Source organism: Paracoccus sp. NIOT.M2S5SZ12 (genome assembly GCF_057748165.1).
In genome coordinates this window covers 248,615-268,139 of record NZ_JBYLFR010000002.1, presented here as the reverse complement: position 1 = coordinate 268,139, position 19,525 = coordinate 248,615, and the positions used below count along the sequence as shown (strand labels likewise).

20 protein-coding genes are annotated in these 19,525 nt (G+C 69.4%); 11 read left to right on the top strand and 9 right to left on the bottom strand.

Annotated elements, in window-relative coordinates; genetic code table 11:
* Nucleotides 1–50: 50 nt before the first annotated feature.
* The 6 genes from AC2SGK_RS03120 (at nucleotide 51) to AC2SGK_RS03095 (ending at nucleotide 3,814) form a co-directional block, all read left to right on the top strand.
* A complete protein-coding gene (locus AC2SGK_RS03120) occupies nucleotides 51–551 on the top strand; it encodes an SspB family protein (protein WP_488322127.1) in 501 nt (166 codons plus the stop codon).
* A gap of 2 nt (nucleotides 552–553) precedes the next feature.
* Nucleotides 554–1,444 (top strand): dihydrodipicolinate synthase family protein, encoded by an 891-nt coding sequence (locus tag AC2SGK_RS03115; protein ID WP_488322204.1) that lies wholly within the window; start codon nucleotides 554–556, stop codon nucleotides 1,442–1,444.
* A gap of 87 nt (nucleotides 1,445–1,531) precedes the next feature.
* On the top strand, nucleotides 1,532–2,926 hold the full coding sequence (fumC, locus tag AC2SGK_RS03110) for a class II fumarate hydratase (protein WP_488322126.1): 1,395 nt from the start codon (nucleotides 1,532–1,534) through the stop codon (nucleotides 2,924–2,926).
* Nucleotides 2,927–2,992: 66 nt separating this feature from the next.
* Nucleotides 2,993–3,181 (top strand): DUF4169 family protein, encoded by a 189-nt coding sequence (locus tag AC2SGK_RS03105; RefSeq protein WP_488322125.1) that lies wholly within the window; start codon nucleotides 2,993–2,995, stop codon nucleotides 3,179–3,181.
* A 14-nt stretch (nucleotides 3,182–3,195) separates the two neighbouring features.
* Nucleotides 3,196–3,402 (top strand): ribbon-helix-helix domain-containing protein, encoded by a 207-nt coding sequence (locus tag AC2SGK_RS03100; RefSeq protein WP_488322124.1) that lies wholly within the window; start codon nucleotides 3,196–3,198, stop codon nucleotides 3,400–3,402.
* Nucleotides 3,395–3,814 carry an acyl-CoA thioesterase gene (locus tag AC2SGK_RS03095; protein ID WP_488322123.1) on the top strand — a complete coding sequence of 140 codons (420 nt, stop codon included), beginning with the start codon at nucleotides 3,395–3,397 and terminating at the stop codon, nucleotides 3,812–3,814. The genes AC2SGK_RS03100 and AC2SGK_RS03095 overlap by 8 nt, the downstream gene beginning before the upstream one ends.
* On the opposite strand, the gene AC2SGK_RS03090 is transcribed toward AC2SGK_RS03095, so the two are convergent.
* The 3 genes from AC2SGK_RS03090 to AC2SGK_RS03080 all read right to left on the bottom strand — a co-directional run bounded on the left by AC2SGK_RS03090 (nucleotide 3,811) and on the right by AC2SGK_RS03080 (nucleotide 6,852).
* Nucleotides 3,811–5,439 carry a long-chain fatty acid--CoA ligase gene (locus AC2SGK_RS03090; protein WP_488322122.1) on the bottom strand — a complete coding sequence of 543 codons (1,629 nt, stop codon included), beginning with the start codon at nucleotides 5,437–5,439 and terminating at the stop codon, nucleotides 3,811–3,813. The genes AC2SGK_RS03095 and AC2SGK_RS03090 overlap by 4 nt on opposite strands.
* Before the next feature lie 76 nt (nucleotides 5,440–5,515).
* The gene (locus AC2SGK_RS03085; protein WP_488322121.1) at nucleotides 5,516–5,899 is read right to left on the bottom strand and encodes a PaaI family thioesterase; all 384 of its coding nucleotides are present in this window, start codon (nucleotides 5,897–5,899) and stop codon (nucleotides 5,516–5,518) included.
* Nucleotides 5,900–5,985: 86 nt separating this feature from the next.
* On the bottom strand, nucleotides 5,986–6,852 hold the full coding sequence (locus AC2SGK_RS03080) for an NAD(P)-dependent oxidoreductase (protein WP_488322120.1): 867 nt from the start codon (nucleotides 6,850–6,852) through the stop codon (nucleotides 5,986–5,988).
* A gap of 138 nt (nucleotides 6,853–6,990) precedes the next feature.
* On the opposite strand from AC2SGK_RS03080, the gene AC2SGK_RS03075 reads away from it, so the two are divergent.
* The gene (locus AC2SGK_RS03075) at nucleotides 6,991–9,408 is read left to right on the top strand and encodes a penicillin acylase family protein (protein WP_488322119.1); all 2,418 of its coding nucleotides are present in this window, start codon (nucleotides 6,991–6,993) and stop codon (nucleotides 9,406–9,408) included.
* Between the two features lie 59 nt (nucleotides 9,409–9,467).
* On the opposite strand, the gene lpdA is transcribed toward AC2SGK_RS03075, so the two are convergent.
* The 3 genes from lpdA to queA all read right to left on the bottom strand — a co-directional run bounded on the left by lpdA (nucleotide 9,468) and on the right by queA (nucleotide 13,315).
* Nucleotides 9,468–10,859: a dihydrolipoyl dehydrogenase gene (gene lpdA / locus AC2SGK_RS03070; RefSeq protein WP_488322118.1), complete on the bottom strand. Its 1,392-nt coding sequence runs from the start codon at nucleotides 10,857–10,859 to the stop codon at nucleotides 9,468–9,470.
* A gap of 66 nt (nucleotides 10,860–10,925) precedes the next feature.
* Nucleotides 10,926–12,182 (bottom strand): MFS transporter, encoded by a 1,257-nt coding sequence (locus AC2SGK_RS03065; RefSeq protein WP_488322117.1) that lies wholly within the window; start codon nucleotides 12,180–12,182, stop codon nucleotides 10,926–10,928.
* 86 nt (nucleotides 12,183–12,268) lie between these two features.
* Nucleotides 12,269–13,315 (bottom strand): tRNA preQ1(34) S-adenosylmethionine ribosyltransferase-isomerase QueA, encoded by a 1,047-nt coding sequence (gene queA / locus AC2SGK_RS03060; protein WP_488322203.1) that lies wholly within the window; start codon nucleotides 13,313–13,315, stop codon nucleotides 12,269–12,271.
* A 115-nt stretch (nucleotides 13,316–13,430) separates the two neighbouring features.
* Between queA and AC2SGK_RS03055 the strand changes: the two genes are divergently transcribed.
* Together AC2SGK_RS03055 and bfr are read left to right on the top strand one after the other, a co-directional pair.
* Nucleotides 13,431–13,724, top strand: coding sequence for a (2Fe-2S)-binding protein (locus tag AC2SGK_RS03055; protein WP_488322116.1), 294 nt, complete (start codon nucleotides 13,431–13,433; stop codon nucleotides 13,722–13,724).
* The gene (gene bfr, locus AC2SGK_RS03050) at nucleotides 13,672–14,172 is read left to right on the top strand and encodes a bacterioferritin (protein WP_411837120.1); all 501 of its coding nucleotides are present in this window, start codon (nucleotides 13,672–13,674) and stop codon (nucleotides 14,170–14,172) included. Before AC2SGK_RS03055 ends, bfr begins: the two co-directional genes overlap by 53 nt.
* Here bfr and AC2SGK_RS03045 read toward each other — a convergent pair.
* The gene (locus tag AC2SGK_RS03045; RefSeq protein ID WP_488322115.1) at nucleotides 14,169–14,846 is read right to left on the bottom strand and encodes an HAD-IA family hydrolase; all 678 of its coding nucleotides are present in this window, start codon (nucleotides 14,844–14,846) and stop codon (nucleotides 14,169–14,171) included. The genes bfr and AC2SGK_RS03045 overlap by 4 nt on opposite strands.
* Before the next feature lie 117 nt (nucleotides 14,847–14,963).
* On the opposite strand from AC2SGK_RS03045, the gene glmU reads away from it, so the two are divergent.
* Together glmU and glmS are read left to right on the top strand one after the other, a co-directional pair.
* Nucleotides 14,964–16,307: a bifunctional UDP-N-acetylglucosamine diphosphorylase/glucosamine-1-phosphate N-acetyltransferase GlmU gene (gene glmU / locus AC2SGK_RS03040; protein ID WP_488322202.1), complete on the top strand. Its 1,344-nt coding sequence runs from the start codon at nucleotides 14,964–14,966 to the stop codon at nucleotides 16,305–16,307.
* Complete coding sequence (gene glmS, locus AC2SGK_RS03035) at nucleotides 16,307–18,124, top strand: glutamine--fructose-6-phosphate transaminase (isomerizing) (protein ID WP_488322114.1); 1,818 nt, start codon at nucleotides 16,307–16,309, stop codon at nucleotides 18,122–18,124. Before glmU ends, glmS begins: the two co-directional genes overlap by 1 nt.
* A 6-nt stretch (nucleotides 18,125–18,130) precedes the next feature.
* Here the strand turns inward: glmS and AC2SGK_RS03030 are convergent, their stop codons facing one another.
* Together AC2SGK_RS03030 and trmB are read right to left on the bottom strand one after the other, a co-directional pair.
* Nucleotides 18,131–18,727 (bottom strand): DUF1349 domain-containing protein, encoded by a 597-nt coding sequence (locus AC2SGK_RS03030; RefSeq protein ID WP_488322113.1) that lies wholly within the window; start codon nucleotides 18,725–18,727, stop codon nucleotides 18,131–18,133.
* 54 nt (nucleotides 18,728–18,781) lie between these two features.
* Nucleotides 18,782–19,495, bottom strand: a complete 714-nt coding sequence (trmB, locus tag AC2SGK_RS03025; RefSeq protein ID WP_488322112.1) for a tRNA (guanosine(46)-N7)-methyltransferase TrmB — start codon at nucleotides 19,493–19,495, stop codon at nucleotides 18,782–18,784.
* Nucleotides 19,496–19,525: the final 30 nt, after the last annotated feature.

The following is a 19,525-nucleotide window of genomic DNA, read 5'->3' as shown; positions in this document are numbered from 1 at the left end:
GGCACTCATATCCCTATGCTGACGCCCCAAGGACAGGACAAGGTGGGACCATGGCGCGCTCGGGACTCGATTACGGCGGGATGATGCATCGGGCGATGCAGGGGCTGATCGCCGAGGTGCTGCGCCAGGTGGCCCGCGAGGGGCTGCCGGGCGATCATCATATCTTCATCACCTTCGACACCCGCGACGACGGCGTCGAGATGGCCCAGTGGCTGCGCGACCGCTATCCCGAGGAGATGACCATCGTCATCCAGCACTGGTTCGACAACCTGACCATCGCGGACGACCATTTCACCATCACGCTGAACTTCGGCAACCAGCCCGAGCCGCTGAAGATCCCCTTCGACGCGCTGCGCACCTTCGTGGACCCCTCGGTCGAGTTCGGCCTGCGCTTCGAGACGCAGGAGGGCGACGACGAGGAGGACGAGGACGAGGAGGACGAGGACGAGGAGGCCGACGCCGAGTATCAGCTGGACGCCGAGGATGACGGCGACGACACGCCCCCCTCGGGCGGCGGAGAGGTCGTGCGCCTGGACCGCTGGCGCAAGTGACGATGCAGGCGCTGCGCGGGCTGTGCGCCTTTCCGATCACCCCCGCCGATGCGGAGGGCCGCATCGTCGAGGCCGACCTGCGCCGCATCCTGTCGCGCATCGTCCGCGCCCAGGTCGATTCGATCGGCCTTCTGGGCAGCACCGGCAACTATGCCTATCTGCCCCTGGACGAACGCCGCCGCGCGCTGGAGATCACGCTGGACGCGGTCGGGGGCCGGGTGCCGGTCATCGTCGGAGTGGGCGCGCTGCGCACAGGTGACGCCGAGGCGCTTGCGCGTCATGCGCGCGAGGCCGGAGCGCAGGGGCTGCTTCTGGCGCCGATGACGTATCAGCCGCTAACCCCCGACGAGATCGTGATCCATTTCGCCCGCGTGGCCGAGGCGGGCGGCCTGCCGCTGGTGATCTATAACAACCCGACGACGACGCGGGTGACGATGGACGTGGCGCTGCTGGCGCGGCTGGCGGCGCTGCCGCATGTGGCGGGGGTCAAGATGCCCCTGCCCGCCGCCGACGCCTTCGAGGCCGAGATCGCGACCCTGCGCGACGCCCTGCCGCCGGGCTTCGTGATCGGATACAGCGGTGACTGGGTCTGCAGCCGCGCGCTGATGGCGCGGGCCGACACCTGGTTCAGCGTGGCGGCGGGCCTCTGGCCCGACACGACGCTGACCCTGTCCTGCGCCGCAAGCGCGGGCGACGCCGCCAGCACCCGCCAGGCCGAGGAGCGGTTCCAGCCCCTGTGGGACCTGTTCCGCCGCCACGGCAGCCTGCGCGTCATCCACACGGCCGCGCGTCTGATGGACCTGACCGAGACCGACCCCCAGCCCCCCGTCCTGCCCCTGCCCGACAGCGAATTGCCGGCCCTGCGCGCGGCGATCCGGGCGATGGAGCGCTGATGTTAGCGACGGTATGCCGTCGCATGCGAATTGCGCCCGGGGCGCCGACCCGCTAAACCCGCCACGAAACCGTGAGGGAGCGACCCGATGACCAAGACCCGCACCGAAACCGACAGCTTCGGCCCGCTGGAGGTTGACGCCTCGAAATACTGGGGCGCGCAGACGCAGCGTTCGATCATCAACTTCCCCATCGGGTGGGAGCGTCAGCCGGTCCCGATCATCCGGGCGCTTGGCGCGATCAAGCTGGCCGCCGCGCGGGTGAACCGCGCCAATGGCGACCTGCCCGCCGACCTGGCAGACGCGATGGAGCAGGCCGCGACCGAGGTGTTCCAAGGCAAGTTCGACGACAACTTCCCGCTGGTCGTCTGGCAGACCGGCTCGGGCACGCAGTCGAACATGAACGCCAACGAGGTCATCTCGAACCGCGCGATCGAGATCATGGGCGGCGAGATGGGCTCGAAGAAGCCCGTCCACCCGAACGATCACTGCAACATGGGCCAGTCGTCGAACGACACCTTCCCGACCGCCATGCATGTGGCCATCGGCATGCTGGCCCGCGACGTGCTGCTGCCGGGTCTGGAGAAGCTGGCCGGGGCGCTGGAGGCCAAGTCGGACGAGTTCAAGGACATCATCAAGATCGGCCGCACCCATACCCAGGATGCGACGCCCCTGACGCTCGGCCAGGAATTCGGCGGCTATGCCCATCAGGTCCGCAAGGGGATCGAGCGCGTCCGCGCCTGCCTGCCCGACATCTACGAGCTGGCGCAGGGCGGCACGGCCGTCGGCACCGGTCTGAACACCAAGGTGGGCTGGGACACGGCGATTGCCGCCGAGATCGCCCGCATCACCGACCTGCCCTTCGTCACCGCGCCCAACAAGTTCGAGGCTCTGGCCGCCCATGACGCGATGGTCATGTTCTCGGGTGCGCTGAAGACGGTCGCGGGCAGCCTGTTCAAGATCGCCAACGACATGCGTCTGCTGGGTTCCGGCCCGCGTTCGGGTCTGGGCGAGCTGATCCTGCCCGAGAACGAGCCGGGATCGTCGATCATGCCGGGCAAGGTGAACCCGACCCAGGCCGAGGCGCTGACCATGGTCTGTGCGCATGTCATGGGCAATGACGCGGCCGTCGGTTTCGCCGGAAGCCAGGGCCATTTCGAGCTGAACGTCTACAACCCGATGATGTCCTACAACGTGCTGCAGTCGATGCAGCTGCTGGGCGACGCGGCCTCCAGCTTCACCGACAACATGGTTGTGGGCACCCAGGCCAACGTGAAGCGCATCGACCAGCTGATGCGCGAATCGCTGATGCTGGTGACGGCGCTGGCGCCCACCATCGGCTATGACAACGCCACCAAGGTCGCCAAGACCGCGCACAGGAACGGCACCACGCTGCGCGAGGAGGCCATCGCGCTCGGCTTCGTCGACGGAGAGACCTTCGACCGCGTCGTGCGCCCCGAGGACATGATCAGCCCCAAGGGCTGACGCCCCCTTGACCCGACCCTGCCGGGGCGCGCTATGATCGGCGCGCCCCGTTCTCGTGCCGGACCCATGACCCGCATCATCAACCTGCGCCAGGCGCGCAAATCCCGCGCCCGCGACGCCAAGCGCGCCCAGGGCGACGCCAATGCCGCCCTGCATGGCGAGGCCAAGCCCCTGCGCGAAGCGCGACAGGCCGAACGCGACCGCGCCGAACGCGTGCTGGACGCGCATCGCCGCGACGACGACCCTAAGGCATGATCGACCTGCCGCCCATGACGCCGCCGGTGAAGCGGTCGGTGTCGATCGACGGGCACCGCACATCGGTCTCGCTGGAGGAGGCGTTCTGGAAGGCGCTCGGCGCGCAGGCGGCCGCGCGCGGCCTGACCCGCGCGGCATTGATCGGCCAGATCGACCATGCCCGCCCGCCCGGCATCGGTTTGGCCACGGCGCTGCGGCTCTTCGTGCTGGCCCATGCCTGAGACGCGCCCCCGCGACGCCTATCCGGTCTTTCAGACCCTGCCGACGCGCTGGCGCGACAACGACCAGTACGGCCATGTCTACAACGCCACCTATCTGGAGCTGTTCGACGAGGCGATGACCATGACCCTGGCGCCGCAGGGATTCCTGGCCCCCGACGCCCCGCCGCTGGTGGTGGTCGAGAACGGCTGCCGCTATCTCTCCGAGGTCTCCTGGCCCGCGATCCTGCGGATCGGCGTCGCGGTGACCCATCTGGGGCGCAGTTCGGTGCGCTTCGACATGGGCATGTTCGACGGCGAGGCCGACAGCCCCTCGGCCACGGCGCATTTCGTCACCGTCACCATCGACCGCGTCACGCGCCGCCCCGTCCCCATCGCGGAAGCGCGCCGCGCATTCCTGGAGACGCTGCGCTAGCGCAGGTCGGGCAGGACGTAATCCGCGAACCGCTCGCGCAGGGTCAGCTTGCTGATCTTGCCGGTGGCGGTCAGCGGCATCTCCTCGACATAGACGATGTCGTCGGGCAGCTGCCACGAGGCCAGATGCGGGCGCAGCACGGTGCAGACCTCCTCCAGCGTGGGCCGCGTCGCGCCGCGCGGCCTGACGACCAGCAGCGGGCGTTCGTCCCATTTCGGATGCGGCAGCGCGATCACCGCGCATTGCGCGACCTCCGGATGGGTCAGGGCCAGGTTCTCGACGTCGATGGAGCTGATCCACTCGCCGCCCGACTTGATCAGGTCCTTGGCGCGGTCGCGCAGCGTCAGCAGCCCGTCGGGCCGGATCGAGGCGATGTCGCCGGTGCCGAACCACCCCTCGGCGTCGATGGCCTTGGCGGTGGCGGCGGCATTGTCGTGATAGCCGGCCGCGACGGTGTTGCCGCGCACATACAACTCGCCCATGGCCTGCCCGTCATGGGGCTGACGCCGGCCGGCATCGTCAACGATCTTCATCTCGACGCCGAAGACCGGACGGCCCTGCCCCTGCTTCAGATCCATGCGCGCGTCAAAGGGCAGCGCGCGCTGGTCCGGGGTCAGCGATCCCTGGCTGCCCAGGGGCGAGGTCTCGGTCATGCCCCAGGCATGGTTCACGTCCACGCCCATCCGCTCGAAAGCCTCGGTCAGGCTGCGCGGCATCGCGCTGCCGCCGACGACGATGTGGCGCAGGGCCTCGGGCTTGGCGCCGCGGGCCTGGATTTCGGTCATCAGCCCCTGCCAGATCGTCGGCACGCCCCAGGCGCTCTCGACCCTCTCGGCCTGGCACAGGTCCCACAGGCTGGCCCCGTCCAGCGACGGGCCGGGCATGATCAGGCTGGCCCCCATCACCGGCGCGCTGAAGGGCAGGCCCCAGGCATTCACGTGAAACAGCGGGACGACCGGCATGATGCGCGGTTGCGCGCCCAGGTCGGGACCCAGCACCGCCGCCGTGGCCAGCGCGTGCAGCATGTTCGAGCGGTGCGAGTAGAGCACCCCCTTGGGATCGCCCGTGGTCCCGGAGGTGTAGCACAGGCCCGACGCGGTGGTTTCGGGAAACTCGGGCCACGGCCGGTCCGCAGCCCGCCCGGCCAGCAGGTCCTCATAGCACAGCGCATCCAGCGCGGTGTCGGGCATGTGCGCCGCGTCGGTCATCACGACATAGCGCATGGCAGGCAGCCGGTCGCGCAGCCTCTCCAGCAGCGGGACGAAGGTCAGGTCGGTGAACAGCAGCCGGTCGGCGGCGTGATGGGCGATGAAGACCATCTGTTCGGCCGACAGGCGCGGGTTGATCGTGTGGCAGACCGCGCCGATGGCCGGGACCGCGTGATAAATCTCCAGATGGCGGTGCCCGTTCCAGGCCAGCGTCGCCACGCGGTCGCCGGCACCGACGCCCATCTCCTCCAGCGCCAGGGACAGCTGGACCGCGCGGGCGCGGGTCTGGGCCCAGCCCTGGCGGTGCAGGTCGCCCTCGACCCGGCGCGACACGATCTCGGCCGCCGGAAAGTTCTGGGCCGCGTAGTCCAGAAGCCCGCTCTGCAGCAGCGGGCGGTTCATCATCATGCCGTCCATCGGGTGTCCTCCATCCTCGGCGGACATGATGGCCGGATCGGCGCGGGTTTCAAGCGCGCCCGCGCCTTCCGCCGCGTCAGCGCGCCGTCACATGGGTGGAGGTCAGGTCCAGAAGCACCGCGCCCTGCGCATCGGTCACCTCGGTCCGCACGATCGAGATGCGCCGCCCCCGCCGGACCCAGCACGAGGTCGCGGTCAGCACCCCGTCGCGCCGGTTGGTCAGCAGCTGCGCATTCAGCGTCACCGCGACGGGAAAGCTGTCCATGCCCTCCTGCGGCTGCTCTCCGCCCAGGACCAGATTGGTGGCGATGACATCGGCGAACCAGATCAGTGCGCCGGCATGGATCGTGCCGAAAGGATTGAGGATGCCTGAGGCGACGACCATCTCGCCGGTCGCCTCTTGGTCATTGACACCGGTGATCTCGAATTCGATCTGACCGGCCAGAGTGCGATACGACATGGCATGTCCTTGTCCTGTCTTGGCGGGACGCGCGATGCCCCCCGCCGGTTACGCGACCTGCCGCAGCGCGGGCCGCCTTGTCTGCCTCAACGGGGCAGCCGCGCGATCAGCGAGGACGTGTCCCACCGGCCGCCCCCCATCGCCTGCACGTCCTTGTAGAACTGGTCCACAAGGGCCGTGACCGGCAGCGCCGCGCCCAGCTCGTCCGCCGCGCGCAGGCAGATCGCCAGATCCTTGCGCATCCAGTCGACCGCGAAGCCGTAGTCGAAGGCGTCGCGATCCATCGTCTCGTGGCGATTCACCATCTGCCAGCTGCCTGCGGCACCTTGGCTGATGACCTCGACGACATCCGATACGTCCAGCCCCGCCTTGCGCGCGAAGGCCAGCGATTCGGACAATGCCTGAACCAACCCCGCGATGGCGATCTGGTTGCACATCTTGGTCATCTGTCCCGCGCCGGTCTCTCCCATCCGGCGGCAGATCTTGGCATAGGCGGCCATGACGGGCTCGGCGCGGTCGTAATCGGCCGGGCTGCCGCCGCACATGATCGACAGCTTGCCGCCCTCGGCACCCGCCTGCCCGCCGGACACGGGCGCGTCCACGAAGCCCAGGGACGCCTCCTGCGCCACCGCGGCCAGCTCGCGCGTGACTTGGGCCGAAACGGTCGTGTGATCGACCAGCACCGACCCCGCCGCCATGCCTGCGAAGGCGCCGTCCGGCCCGGTCAGCACCTGCCGCAGGTCGTCGTCATTGCCCACGCAGCACAGCACGATCTCGGCCCCCTGGGCGGCCTCGCGCGGGGTGGGGGCGTGACGGCCGCCATGTCGCGCGACCCAAGCCTCGGCCTTGGCCGGGCTGCGGTTGAAGACCGTGACCTCATGCTCGGCCGCGACCAGATGGCCCGCCATCGGAAAGCCCATCACGCCCAGACCCAGAAACGCCACCTTCGCCATTCAACTCTCCTCGGGATGTTCGCGGGGCGCGCGGGGGGTGCGTTGAACTGTCCGCGCGCCTGTCCTATGCAGCACACCACCATCCATGCGCAGCCGGGTCAACCCGTGCCGCGCCCCCGGCCAAGGACCTGCCCGACCATGCTGACCTTGTTTCGCTGGCTCTTGCGGCTGACCATCGGGCTGATCGTGCTGGCGGTGCTGTCGGTGGTGCTGGTCTGGTACTTCGCCGTGCGCTCGCTGCCCGACTATGCCGCAAGCCATGTGGTCAGCGGCATCGACGCCCCGGTCGAGATCGTCCGCTCGACCGAGAACGTGCCCCATATCTTCGGGCAGTCGGACCATGACGTGTTCTTCGCCCTGGGCCTCGCGCATGCGCAGGACCGGCTATTCCAGATGACCATGCTGCGCCGTGCGGCCCAGGGCCGTCTGGCCGAGGTGCAGGGTCCGGCCGCCCTGCCCTCGGACGCGCTGGCGCGCAGGCTGGGCCTTCAACGCGCGGCCCAGGCCTCGCTGGAGGTGCAGGACGCCGCCACGCGCGATGCTCTTCAGGCCTATGCCGACGGCGTGAACCAGTGGATCGAGATCGTCAATGACGGCGCGATGGGACGCGGGGCGCCGGAATTCTTCCTGTTCCCCGATGTCATCACATTCTGGCAGCCCGCCGATTCGCTGGCCATCCTGAAGCTGCTGGCCGCCGCCAGCACCGATTCCGCCACCGATGAGATCCTGCGCGCGCGGTTGGCGTTGGCCTGGCCCCCGGCGGGGATGCAGGTCGCCCGGCATGCGGGGGTGCCCGCCACGCTGCCGGCCTATCCGGACCTCTTTCCCGGCGCGCGCCTCGGGACGCCCGAACGCCGGCTTGACGGTGCGCCGCCGGCCGATGCGGGGCTGTTCCTGGCGCCGGGCCAGGCCATCGGCGGCAATGCCTTCGGCGCCGAACCGGACCGCACGGCGGCGGGCGCGGCGCTGTTGGCCAACGACCTGCATGTGGGGCTGACGGTGCCGTCGCTGTTCTATCTGGCCCGGCTGGAGCTGGCCAGCGGGGGCGTCATCGGCGCGACCGTGCCGGGCATGCCGCTGGTCCTGTCGGGGCGCAACCAGTCGCTGTCCTGGGCGGTGACGCCGCTGGATCTGGACGTGGCCGACATCGCGATCGAGGAGGTCCAGCCCGGCAATCCCGACCGCTATCGCGGACCCCAGGGCTGGACCGCCTTCCAGACCCGGACCGAGGTGATCCGCGTGCTGGACGCCCCTGCCCGCACCATCACCCTGCGCGAGACGCTGAACGGACCTGTCGTGCCGGGCCTGGACCCCGGCCTTCAGGACGTGACGCCCATCGGCCATGTCCCGGCGCTGCGCTGGACGGGCCTGTCGCGGCAGGACGGCACCATGTCGGCGCTGATGGGGCTGATGCGCGCGCGCGATCCAGCGCAGGCGGGGCGTGCCCTGCGCGGCGTAGTGGCGCCTGCCCTGGACGTCACGCTGGCCGAAGGCGGGCGCGTCACGCATATGGCCGCAGGGGCCGCGCCGCAGCGCCGGCCCGACCATCCGACCGGCGGCGCCCTGCCCGCGCCGGGCTGGCTGGAGACGACCGCCTGGCAGGGCGCGACCGCCCTGGCCGATGGCGGGCAGCCGCCCGAGGACGGGCTGTCCTTCTCGACCGACGAACAGGGGGCCGACGGGCTGCGCCGCAGCCGCCTCGCGCGGCTCTTGGGCGACCGCGAGGTCCATTCGCGCGACAGCTTCGTCGCCGCACAGCTGGACGTGGTCAGCCCGGCCGCGCGTGCGCTGCTGCCGCTGGTGGGGGCCGATCTGTGGTTCACCGGCGATCCGGCCGCACCCGGCACGCCGGAGCGTCAGCGTCAAGATGCGCTAACGCTTCTGGCCGAATGGGACGGCGCCATGAACGAGCATCTGCCCGAGCCGCTGATCTATGCCGCCTGGATGGCCGCGCTGCAGGACCGGCTGATCCGGGACGAGTTGGGCCCGCTGGCCGACGACATTCGCCAGCTGCGCCCGCTGTTCATCGACGCGGTGTTCCGCAACCGCGACGGCGCCGCCGCCTGGTGCGACATCGTCCAGAGCGCCGCGACCGAGGATTGCGCCACCATCGCCCGGCAGGCGCTGGACCGCGCGATCCTGGACCTGACCGCGCGCTTTGGCCCCGACGTGACCAGCTGGCGGTGGGGCGACGCGCATGAGGCCGAACACCGCCATCCCGGCCTGGGCGGCCTGCCCGCCCTGGGCTGGATCATGAACATCACGCAGTCGATCTCGGGCGGGGACTTCACCGTCGCGCGCAGCGGCCTGCTGGGCAGCACGGACGAGCCGTTCCAGGCCGTGACCGGCGCGGGCTTCCGCAGCGTGATCGACCTGGCCGATCCGGACAGCTCGGTCTTCATCATCTCGACCGGGCAGTCTGGCCACCCGCTGTCGCGGCATTACGACGATCTGGCGGGGCTGTGGCGGCGGGGCGAGTATGTCGGCATGTCGCTGGACCCCGGCCTCGCGCGCGCGGCGGCGACCGGCGTCACCCGCCTGACCCCGGCGAACTGACCCCCGGACATGCGAACGGGGGGCGCGATGCCCCCCGTCGGTCCGGCCCCCGGCCCCGATCAGAAGTGGATGGCGCGCCCATAGGCGTCCAGGACCGCCTCGTGCATCATCTCCGACAGGGTCGGATGTGGGAAGACCGTCTCCATCAGATCGGCTTCCGTCGTCTCCAACTGGCGGCCGATGACATAGCCCTGGATCAGCTCGGTCACCTCGGCGCCGACCATGTGCGCGCCGAGCAACTCGCCGGTCTTGGCGTCGAAGACGGTCTTGATCATGCCCTCGGGCTCGCCCAGGGCAATCGCCTTGCCGTTGCCGACGAAGGGAAAGCGGCCGACCTTGATGTCCAGCCCCTGCTCCTTGGCCTTGGCCTCGGTCAGGCCCACCGACGCCACCTGCGGGTGGCAATAGGTGCAGCCCGCGATGCTGCCCGGCTTGATGGGATGGGGATGCTTGCCGGCGATCAGCTCGGCCACCATCACGCCCTCATGGCTGGCCTTGTGCGCGAGCCAGGGCGCGCCCGCCAGATCGCCGATGGCATAGACGCCCTCGACCCCGGTGCGGCAATATTCGTCGGTGATGACATGGGTGCGGTCGATCTTGATCCCCGCCTCCTCCAGGCCCAGCCCCTCGGTATTGCCGACGATGCCCACGGCCGAGATCACCGTGTCGAACTCCTGCGTCTCGACCTTGCCGCCGACCTCGATATGGGCGGTGACGGTGTCGCCCTTGCGGTCGAGTTTCTTGACTGCGGCCTTTTCCATGATCGTCATGCCCTGCTTGACGAACTGCTTCTTGGCGAAGGCGCTGATCTCGGCATCCTCGACCGGCAGGACGCGGTCCATGACCTCGACCACGGTGGTCTTGGCGCCAAGCGTGTTGAAGAAGCTGGCGAATTCGATGCCGATGGCGCCCGACCCGATGACCAGCAGACGCTTGGGCATGTGCGGCGGCACCAGCGCGTGCTTGTAGTTCCAGACCAGCTTGCCGTCCGGCTCCAGCCCCGGCAGCTCGCGCGCCCGCGCGCCGGTGGCCAGGATGATCGACTTGGCGGTGACCTCCTCGGAGCCCTTGTCGGTCTTGACCGTGACGCGGCCTTTCCCGGCCAGCTTCGCCTCGCCCATGATGACGGTGACCTTGTTCTTCTTGAACAGATGGCCGATGCCGCCCGACAGCTGCTTGGCCACCCCGCGCGAGCGTTTCACCACCGCGTCCAGGTCATAGCCGATGCCGTCCGCTTTCAGCCCGAAATCCTTGGCGCGGTGCATCAGGTGATAGACCTCGGCCGAGCGCAGCATGGCCTTGGTCGGGATGCAGCCCCAGTTCAGGCAGATGCCGCCCAGATGCTCGCGCTCGATGCAGGCCACCTTGAGGCCCAGCTGCGCCGCCCGGATCGCGGCGACATAGCCGCCAGGTCCCGCACCGATCACCACCACGTCGAAATTCTGGGCCATCCGGTCCCCCGCTGATGAATTATAGTTCAGCGTTAAACCATTTGCCCCAAGGCGGCAAGCGGGCGGTCAGGCCGCGGGCTGGGGCTGCGGGTCGTCGGACTGCGCCTCCTCCAGCACCGCGTCCACGGCCAGGGGCGTCGCGTTCGGGGTGATGACGGCAAAGCTGCCCTGCTCGTCGGGCGTCAGCGCGCGGCGCTGCGTGGTGCGCCAGCCCGCATAGCCGGTCAACAGCGCCAGCAGCACGCCCATGTAGATCCAGTAGCCGTCCGGCCCGATTACGCCCATCATCCAGCCGGTGATGATCGGCCCGCCCATGCTGCCGATGCCGTAAATGAACAGCAGCCCCGCCGAGGCCGAGGCCATGTCGGACTGGTCCAGATAGTCGTTCGTGTAGGCCAGGAGCAGCGCATAGACCGGGTTCGCGACCCCGCCCATGATCGCCCCCGCCACGACCAGACCGAGGGTCCCCGGCTGCGCCGCGACCACCACCAGCCCGCAGAGGCCGCCGATGGCCGACATGCCCAGCACCAGCTTGCGCCGGTCATAGCGGTCCGAGATCCAGCCGATCGGGTATTGCAGCACCAGCCCGCCCGCATAGATCGCGGCCACGAACAGGCTGATCTGCGCCACCGACAGCCCGATCTGCGCCCCCCAGACCGACGACATGCCCGACAGGACCGAGAACACCCCCCCGATCAGGAAGATGCCCACGCAGCCCAGGGGCGAGGCGCGATAGAGCTTGGCGAAGGACATGCGCTGGATCGTCTGGAACTGCGGCGCGGGCTGCGCCGAGAGCAGGATCGGCGTGAAGGCCAGCGACACCAGCACCGAGGGGATGATGAACAGCATGTAGCCCGCCGGATCGCCCACGTTCAGCAGCGCCTGCGCCACCACGATGCCCAGAAGCTGCACGATCATGTACATCGACAGCGCCTGGCCGCGATTCTCGTTGGTGGAGCCGGCGTTCAGCCAGCTTTCGGCGGTGACATAGACCCCGCAGAAGCAGAACCCGATCAGAAAGCGCAGCACGGTCCAGCTGATCCAGTGCGGCTCGACCGCGAAGAGGATCAGCACCGCCGAGATCATCGATCCCAGGGCCGCGAAGACCCGCACATGGCCCACGTTCTTGATGAGGTCCGGCACCGTCAGGCTGCCCAGCAGGAACCCGCCGTAATAGCTTGCCATGACCACGGACATCTGGAAGGTCGGGATGCCCTCGATGCCGCCACGGATGCCCAGCAGCGTCCCCTGCATGCCGTTGCCGACCATCAGCAGCAGGATGCCCAGCAGCAGGGGCCATGTGGTGCGCAACACCGAAATCATCGCGGCTCTCGTCTTCTTTCAGGGGCGTGGGGACAGAACGCCCGACCTATGCCCGAAGCCCCCCCGATGCCAGCCGGAATCCGACCTCAGGGGATCAGCAGCGACGCGTCGCCATAGCTGAAGAAACGATAGCCGTCGCGGACCGCATGTCCATAGATCTGCCGGATCTTTTCCGCCCCCATCAGCGCCGAGACCAGCATCAGCAGCGTCGATTTCGGCAGGTGGAAGTTGGTCATCAGCCCGTCGGTCACGCGGAAATGATGGCCCGGATAGATGAAGATGTCGGTCGTGCCGCGGAAGGGCGCGATGCGTCCCGGCTCGGGGGCGGCCGATTCGATCAGGCGCAGCGCGGTCGTGCCCACCGGGATCACCCGGCGGCCCTCGGCCTTGGCGCGGTTGATCGCATCGGCCGCCTCGGCCGAGACCTCGCCCCATTCGGCATGCATGCGGTGGGTGGTCACGTCCTCGACCTTGACCGGCAGGAATGTGCCCGCGCCGACATGCAGGGTGACATGCACGAACTCGACCCCGCGCGCGGCCAGCGCCTCCAGCAGGGGCGCGTCGAAATGCAGGCTGGCCGTGGGGGCCGCCACCGCGCCCTGACGCGCGGCCCAGACCGTCTGGTAATCGTCGCGGTCCTGCTCGTCCGGCGCGCGCAGCGCCGCGATGTAGGGCGGCAGCGGCATGGCGCCGACCCGGTTCAGCGCCGCGTCGAAGGCCTCTCCGGTCGCGTCGAAGACCAGGCGCAGGCCGGTCTCGGACATCTCGGCCACCTTGGCAGACAGACTGTCGCCGAAACGGATCACCTCGCCCACGCGCAGCTTGCGCAGGGGCTTGGCCAGCGCCTGCCAGCCCTCGGCGGCGGGCTCCAGGAGCGTGATCTCGACCCGCGCGGTGGCCGGTCCCTGGGGGGTCTGGCGGGTGCGCGTGCCGGTCAGGCGGGCGGGAATGACCTTGGTGTCGTTCAGCACCAGCACGTCGCCCGGCCGCAGGATCTGCGGCAGATCGCCCACATGGCGGTCCGCGATGGTGCCGCCTTCGGCCAAGAGCAGCCTCGCGGCGCTGCGCGGACGCGCCGGGCGCGTGGCGATCAGCCCTTCGGGCAGGTCGAAATCGAAATCGGACAGCTTCATGGCGGCGTTTTGCGGCGCGTCCGGCGCCGCGTCAAGCATGCTGACGCCCAAGTGAAACAGTCGGGCTTTACATGCCTGACAGTTTTGCTAAGTCTGTGCCCGACAGGAGCCCGCCATGATCGTCTGCCACTGCACTCAGATCTCGGATCACGACATCCGTGCCGCCATCGACTGGATGCGCGCGGCCGATCCCGAGACGATCATCACGCCCGGCAAGATCTATCACGCTTTGGGAAAGCGCGCCGATTGCGGAGGCTGCATGCCGCTGTTTCTGGACACGATGCGCGCCTGCGATAAGCTGGGCGTCGCACCGCCGATTTTGCGGTCCGGAACAACCAGCTGGAAGGAGCCATCCCATGAAGGGCGACGCGAAGGTCATCGAGTATCTCAACGCCGCGCTGCGGTCTGAGCTGACGGCGGTCAGCCAGTACTGGCTGCATTACCGCCTGCAGGAGGATTGGGGCTTCGGCAAGATCGCCGCCAAGTCGCGCGAGGAATCCATCGAGGAGATGCACCACGCCGACCGCCTGATCGAGCGGATCATCTTCCTGGAGGGCCATCCGAACCTGCAGAGGCTGGACCCGCTGCGAATCGGCCAGACGCTGAAGGAGACGCTGGAAAGCGATCTGGCGGCCGAGCACGATGCCCGAACCCTCTACATCGAGGCGCGCGACTATTGCGACAAGGTCGGCGACTATGTCAGCAAGAACCTGTTCGAGCATCTGATCCAGGACGAGGAAGGCCATATCGACTTCCTGGAGACGCAACTGGACCTCTATGGCACGATCGGCGAGCAGAACTACGGCATGCTGAACGCCAACCCCGCCGACAAGGCCGAAAAGGACCAGGCGCTCTAGGCGCCCAGCCAGTCGTCCGCCAGGGCGGGCAGATCGTCGAAATGCTCCATCAGCCGGTCGGGCGCCAGCCGCCCGATCGCCCGGCCCTCGGGGCCGAAGGCCACCAGCGCCACGCGCACCCCGGCGGCGGCGGCCGTCTTGCGGTCGGTCTCGGTATCGCCCACCAGAAAGGACCGCGCGACCGTGCCGCCCGCGCCTTCGACGGCCGCCTGATAGGGCCGCGGATCGGGCTTGCGCACCGGCAGCGTGTCCGCCCCGATCATCGCGGCAAAGCGGTCGCGGATGCCCAGCTCGCGCAGCAGCGTCTCGGCCAGGGCCTCGGGCTTGTTGGTGCAGACCGCCAGGCGGTGCCCGGCCCCGGCCAGGCGGTCCAGCGCCGCCTCGACGCCGGGATAGAGCCGCGTATGCACCGCGATGGCCGCGCCGTAATGGTCCAGAAGGCGGTCGAAATCCTCATCCTCCGCGCCCGGCGGCAGCAGCCGGTCCGCGGGCATCCGCGCATAGCCCGCGCGCAGCATCGCCCGCCCGCCATGGAACGCGATCAGCGCGTCGTCCTGCGGGTGCAGCAGGTCGCCCAGGCCCCGCGCGCGGAAGCAGGCATTGGCCGCTGCCACCAGATCGCCCGACGTGTCCGCCAGCGTGCCGTCCAGATCGAAGACCACCGTCCCAGCCATGTGCCATCCCCCACGGAAATGTTCGGAAAACAAAGGTGACCGCGCGGGGCCTTTCCAGCACGTCCCACCCCGATTAGAACGCCGCAGAGAAAAAGCAAACAGGCGATGGGGATGGCGATGGCGGAAACGGGCGTGGCGGTCGTGGTGCTGGCGGCGGGACAGGGCAGCCGGATGCAGTCGGACCTGCCCAAGGTTCTGCACCGGCTTGGCGGGGTGCCGCTGGTCGGGCACGCGCTGCGCGCCGCGCGCGCGTTGGAGCCCGAACAGATCGTCGTCGTCACCGGCCACGGCGCCGATGCCGTCAGCCGCGCCGTCGCCCGGCTGGACCCGGAGGCCGCGACCGTCCTGCAGGCCGAGCAGCTGGGCACGGGCCACGCGGTCCGTCAGGCCATGCCCAGCCTGGAGGGCTTCGAGGGGCGGGTGATCGTGCTCTACGGCGACACGCCCTTCATCGGTCAGGACACGCTGGAGGCGCTGGTCGCGCATCCCGCCGATCTGGTCGTGCTGGGCTTCGAGGCCGAGGAGCCGGGCCGCTATGGCCGGCTGGTCGTCACCGATCGCGGGCTGGAGCGCATCGTCGAGTTCAAGGATGCCGACGCCGCCACGCGCCAGATCGCGCTGTGCAATTCGGGAGTCATGGCCCTGCAGGCCGACCTGCTGCGTCGCCTGATCGTGGATCTGGGCAACGACAATGCCTCGGGCGAGTACTACCTGACCGACCTGGTGGCCCTGGCCCGCGCCGAGGGGCGCCGCGCCGACGTGGTCCTCTGCGACGAGGCCGAGACGCTCGGCATCAACACCCGCACCGAACTGGCCGCGGCCGAGGCCGCCTTCCAGGCCCGCGCCCGCGCCGCGCTGATGGCGGACGGGGTGACCCTGACCGATCCGGGCAGCGCCTTCCTGGCGCTGGACACGGTGATCGGCCGCGATGCGGTGATCGGGCCGAACGTGGTCTTCGGTCCCGGCGTCACGGTGGAGTCGGGCGCCGAGATCCTGCCCTTCTGCCACTTGGAGGGCTGCCATGTCAGCGCCGGCGCGACCGTCGGCCCCTTCGCGCGCCTGCGCCCCGGCGCCGAGCTGGGCGGCGACGTGCATGTCGGCAACTTCGTCGAGATCAAGAACGCCGTCCTGGACGAGGGTGTGAAGGTCGGCCACCTGACCTATCTGGGCGACGCCCATGTGGGCGAGCACACGAATATCGGCGCGGGCACCATCACCTGCAACTATGACGGCGTGATGAAGCATCGCACCGTCATCGGCGCGCGCGCCTTCATCGGCAGCGACACCATGCTGGTGGCCCCGGTCACGGTGGGCGACGACGCGATGACCGGGTCGGGCAGCACCATCACCGAGAACGTGCCCGACGGCGCCCTGGCCATCGGTCGGGCCCGTCAGGTCACCAAACCCGGCCTGGCCGTCCGCCTGATGGCGGCGCTGCGCCTGAAGAAGAAGGCACGCTGATGTGCGGCATCATCGGGATTTTGGGTCGTCACGAGGTCTCTCCTCAGCTTGTGGATGCGCTGCGGCGGCTGGAATACCGGGGCTATGACAGCGCGGGGGTGGCGACGGTGGACGGATCGGGGCGGCTGAAGCGGCGGCGGGCGGTGGGCAAGCTGGTCAACCTGTCGGACCTCTTGGTCCATCAGCCGCTGACCGGCCATGCGGGCATCGGGCACACCCGGTGGGCCACGCATGGCGCCGCGACCGAGGTCAATGCCCATCCGCACCGCTCGGGGCCCGTCGCGGTCGTCCATAACGGCATCATCGAGAACTTCCGCGAGCTGCGCGCCGAGCTGGCAGGCTTGGGCATCACGCCCGAATCGCAGACCGACACCGAGACCGTCGCGCTGTTCACCGCCCATCACCTGGCCCAAGGTCTGACGCCGCTGGAGGCCGCGCGCGCGACCCTGGCCCGGCTGGAGGGCGCCTTCGCGCTGGCCTTCCTGTTCCAGGACCAGCCCGACCTGCTGATCGCCGCCCGCAAGGGCAGCCCGCTGGCCATCGGCCATGGCGACGGAGAGATGTTCATCGGCTCGGACGCGGTGGCGCTGGCGCCCTTCACCGACCGCATCACCTATCTGGAGGATGGCGATCACGCCGTGCTGACCCGCGCGGGCGTGCAAATCTGGGACGCGGACGGGCGGCAGGCCAGCCGCGCGACCGCCCGCATCGACGTGGGCGCGACCGTGATCGACCGCGCCGGCCACCGCCATTTCATGGCCAAGGAGATCGCCGAGCAGCCCGCCGTCATCGGCGACGTGCTGTCGCGCTACCTCAAGGACGACCGGATCGTGCTGCCCGACGGGCTGGACTTCGCGGACCTGGACCGGATCGTTCTGGTCGGCTGCGGCACCGCGCATCTGGCGGGCCATGTCGCGAAGTACTGGTTCGAGCAGCTGGCGGGCCTGCCCTGCGACATCGACGTGGCCTCCGAGTTCCGCTATCGCGAGCCGCCCTTGTCGGATCGCAGCCTGTTCGTGGCCGTCAGCCAGTCCGGAGAGACCGCCGACACGCTGGCCGCGCTGCATTACGCGCGGGGCCGCGTGGCGCGGACCGTGGGGCTGGTGAACGTGGGTACCTCGGCCATCGCGCGCGACGCGGACATGGCCCTGCCGACGCTGGCCGGGATCGAGGTCAGCGTGGCCTCCTCCAAGGCCTTCACCTGTCAGCTGGCGGTGCTGGCGGTGCTGGCGCTGAAGGCGGCGCAGGACCGGGGCCGGATCGACGCGGCGGGGCTGGCCGCGCATCTGCGCGACCTGCGCGCGATCCCGGCGCTGCTGTCTCAGGCGCTGGCGCTGTCGGATGCCTGCCGCGAGCAGGCCGACTGGCTGGCCCAGGCCCGCGACGTGCTGTATCTGGGCCGCGGCGCACTCTACCCCGTCGCGCTGGAGGGGGCGCTGAAGCTCAAGGAACTCAGCTACATCCACGCCGAGGGCTATGCCTCGGGAGAGCTGAAGCACGGCCCCATCGCGCTGATCGACGGCGACGTGCCGGTGGTGGTGCTGGCGCCGCATGACGCGCTGTTCGACAAGACGATCTCGAACATGCAGGAGGTGATGGCGCGCCACGGCCAGGTGCTGCTGATCTCGGATGCGGCGGGCATCGCCGCGGCAGGCGAGGGCATCACCGCCAGCCTCGCGCTGCCCTCCGGCGGGGGCGTGTTCCAGCCCATCCTCTACGCCATCCCCATGCAGTACCTCGCCTACCACACGGCCGTCGCGAAGGGCACAGACGTCGATCAGCCCAGAAATCTGGCAAAATCCGTCACCGTGGAGTGACGCGCCTCAATCGGCGGGGCTTTCGTCATGCAGGGCCCCGTCCACCGGCGGGGTCAGGCGGAACTCCGTGACCCGAACGGACAGACCGCCGCGTTCGGGGGAACAGGCCATCGGCCCCACCCCGATCGGACCTGCGGGACAGGGACAGACCCGCAGCAGCTGCCAGCGGTTCCGCGCATCCCGGGCCTGCAGAACCACCGCCGCGCCGATCCGCGTCACGCGCAGCCGCTGCGGCCCCGCCCTGCCCGGCAGCGGCATGGTGGACCAGTCCGACAGGCGCCGCGTCACCACCACCGACAGGTTCGCCACCCCGTCCGACTGCTCGATCCCCGCCTTGATCCAAGTGGCCGCATCCCGCCGCAGCAGGATGCCCGCCTGATCGTACAGCGCCTGGTACTCGGCATCAAAGGACAAATAGGCGGTGAAATCCCCCACCACGCGCCGCAGCAGCGCATGGCCGCTGTCCCGCCGGAACCCGTAGAGCGTGTCGCGCCAGAAATCGGTCCGCAACCCGGTCGCGAAGGCCAGACCCGCGCCATCCTGCGTCCAAGCCTCCGGAGGGTTCAGCCAGCGCGCGCCCTCAAGGCCGGTCATATCGCTCATGATGCCTCCATCGCCGTCGCGCAATGTCACCACGGGCCGCGACGCCGCGCAAGATCACAGCCGGCGGAAGGTCACGTAATGCGGCGGGCGCCCCTCGCGCAGGGCCTTCTGCTCATAGCGGGTGCTGATCCAGTCGTCCCAGGCCCGGTCCGTGTCGTCCACCACCGCAAACCCCGCGGGCGGGACCTCCTCGCGGCTCTGGCGGATATAGTCGGGGATGTCGCTGGCCACGCGGAAGATGCCGCCCGGCTGCATCACCCGCGCCAGGGGCAGCAGATGCTCGGGCGTGACGAAGCGGCGGCGGTGATGGCGCGCCTTGGGCCAGGGGTCGGGATACATCAGGAAGGCGCGCGCGATGCTGGCATCGGGCAGCACGTCCATCAGGTCGCGCGCATCGCCCGGATGCACGCTGACATTGGTGACGCCCGCGGCCCGGATCTTGCCCAGAAGCATGGCGACGCCGTTGATGAAGGGCTCGCAGCCGATGATGTTGATGTCGGGATAGGTGGCGGCCATGTGGACCATGTGCTCGCCCCCGCCGAAACCGACTTCCAGCCAGATCGGGCGGTCATTGCCGAAGATCGCCTGCGGGTCGATGGGCGTCCGGTCGGGATTGTCCTGAAGCGTGATCCCGCGCGGACGCAGCTCGCCCAGATCCTCGGAGAGATAGCCCTTCTGGCTCTGGCGCAGCGTCTTTCCGTGACGGCGGCCATAGAAGTTGCGGCGGGGCGGGTTCGGGTCGAAGCCGGATTCGGATGTATCGCTCATGATCCCGGCCATAGCCTCATGCGCGCCGTG

What these genes read in the sequence shown, in the direction of transcription:
- AC2SGK_RS03120 (WP_488322127.1), top strand. Translation starts at nt 51, where the DNA reads ATGGCGCGCTCGGGACTCGATTACGGCGGGATGATGCATCGGGCGATG.
- AC2SGK_RS03115 (WP_488322204.1), top strand. Translation starts at nt 554, where the DNA reads ATGCAGGCGCTGCGCGGGCTGTGCGCCTTTCCGATCACCCCCGCCGAT.
- fumC (WP_488322126.1), top strand. Translation starts at nt 1,532, where the DNA reads ATGACCAAGACCCGCACCGAAACCGACAGCTTCGGCCCGCTGGAGGTT.
- AC2SGK_RS03105 (WP_488322125.1), top strand. Translation starts at nt 2,993, where the DNA reads ATGACCCGCATCATCAACCTGCGCCAGGCGCGCAAATCCCGCGCCCGC.
- AC2SGK_RS03100 (WP_488322124.1), top strand. Translation starts at nt 3,196, where the DNA reads ATGACGCCGCCGGTGAAGCGGTCGGTGTCGATCGACGGGCACCGCACA.
- AC2SGK_RS03095 (WP_488322123.1), top strand. Translation starts at nt 3,395, where the DNA reads ATGCCTGAGACGCGCCCCCGCGACGCCTATCCGGTCTTTCAGACCCTG.
- AC2SGK_RS03090 (WP_488322122.1), bottom strand. Translation starts at nt 5,439, where the DNA reads ATGGACGGCATGATGATGAACCGCCCGCTGCTGCAGAGCGGGCTTCTG.
- AC2SGK_RS03085 (WP_488322121.1), bottom strand. Translation starts at nt 5,899, where the DNA reads ATGTCGTATCGCACTCTGGCCGGTCAGATCGAATTCGAGATCACCGGT.
- AC2SGK_RS03080 (WP_488322120.1), bottom strand. Translation starts at nt 6,852, where the DNA reads ATGGCGAAGGTGGCGTTTCTGGGTCTGGGCGTGATGGGCTTTCCGATG.
- AC2SGK_RS03075 (WP_488322119.1), top strand. Translation starts at nt 6,991, where the DNA reads ATGCTGACCTTGTTTCGCTGGCTCTTGCGGCTGACCATCGGGCTGATC.
- lpdA (WP_488322118.1), bottom strand. Translation starts at nt 10,859, where the DNA reads ATGGCCCAGAATTTCGACGTGGTGGTGATCGGTGCGGGACCTGGCGGC.
- AC2SGK_RS03065 (WP_488322117.1), bottom strand. Translation starts at nt 12,182, where the DNA reads ATGATTTCGGTGTTGCGCACCACATGGCCCCTGCTGCTGGGCATCCTG.
- queA (WP_488322203.1), bottom strand. Translation starts at nt 13,315, where the DNA reads ATGAAGCTGTCCGATTTCGATTTCGACCTGCCCGAAGGGCTGATCGCC.
- AC2SGK_RS03055 (WP_488322116.1), top strand. Translation starts at nt 13,431, where the DNA reads ATGATCGTCTGCCACTGCACTCAGATCTCGGATCACGACATCCGTGCC.
- bfr (WP_411837120.1), top strand. Translation starts at nt 13,672, where the DNA reads ATGAAGGGCGACGCGAAGGTCATCGAGTATCTCAACGCCGCGCTGCGG.
- AC2SGK_RS03045 (WP_488322115.1), bottom strand. Translation starts at nt 14,846, where the DNA reads ATGGCTGGGACGGTGGTCTTCGATCTGGACGGCACGCTGGCGGACACG.
- glmU (WP_488322202.1), top strand. Translation starts at nt 14,964, where the DNA reads ATGGCGGAAACGGGCGTGGCGGTCGTGGTGCTGGCGGCGGGACAGGGC.
- glmS (WP_488322114.1), top strand. Translation starts at nt 16,307, where the DNA reads ATGTGCGGCATCATCGGGATTTTGGGTCGTCACGAGGTCTCTCCTCAG.
- AC2SGK_RS03030 (WP_488322113.1), bottom strand. Translation starts at nt 18,727, where the DNA reads ATGAGCGATATGACCGGCCTTGAGGGCGCGCGCTGGCTGAACCCTCCG.
- trmB (WP_488322112.1), bottom strand. Translation starts at nt 19,495, where the DNA reads ATGAGCGATACATCCGAATCCGGCTTCGACCCGAACCCGCCCCGCCGC.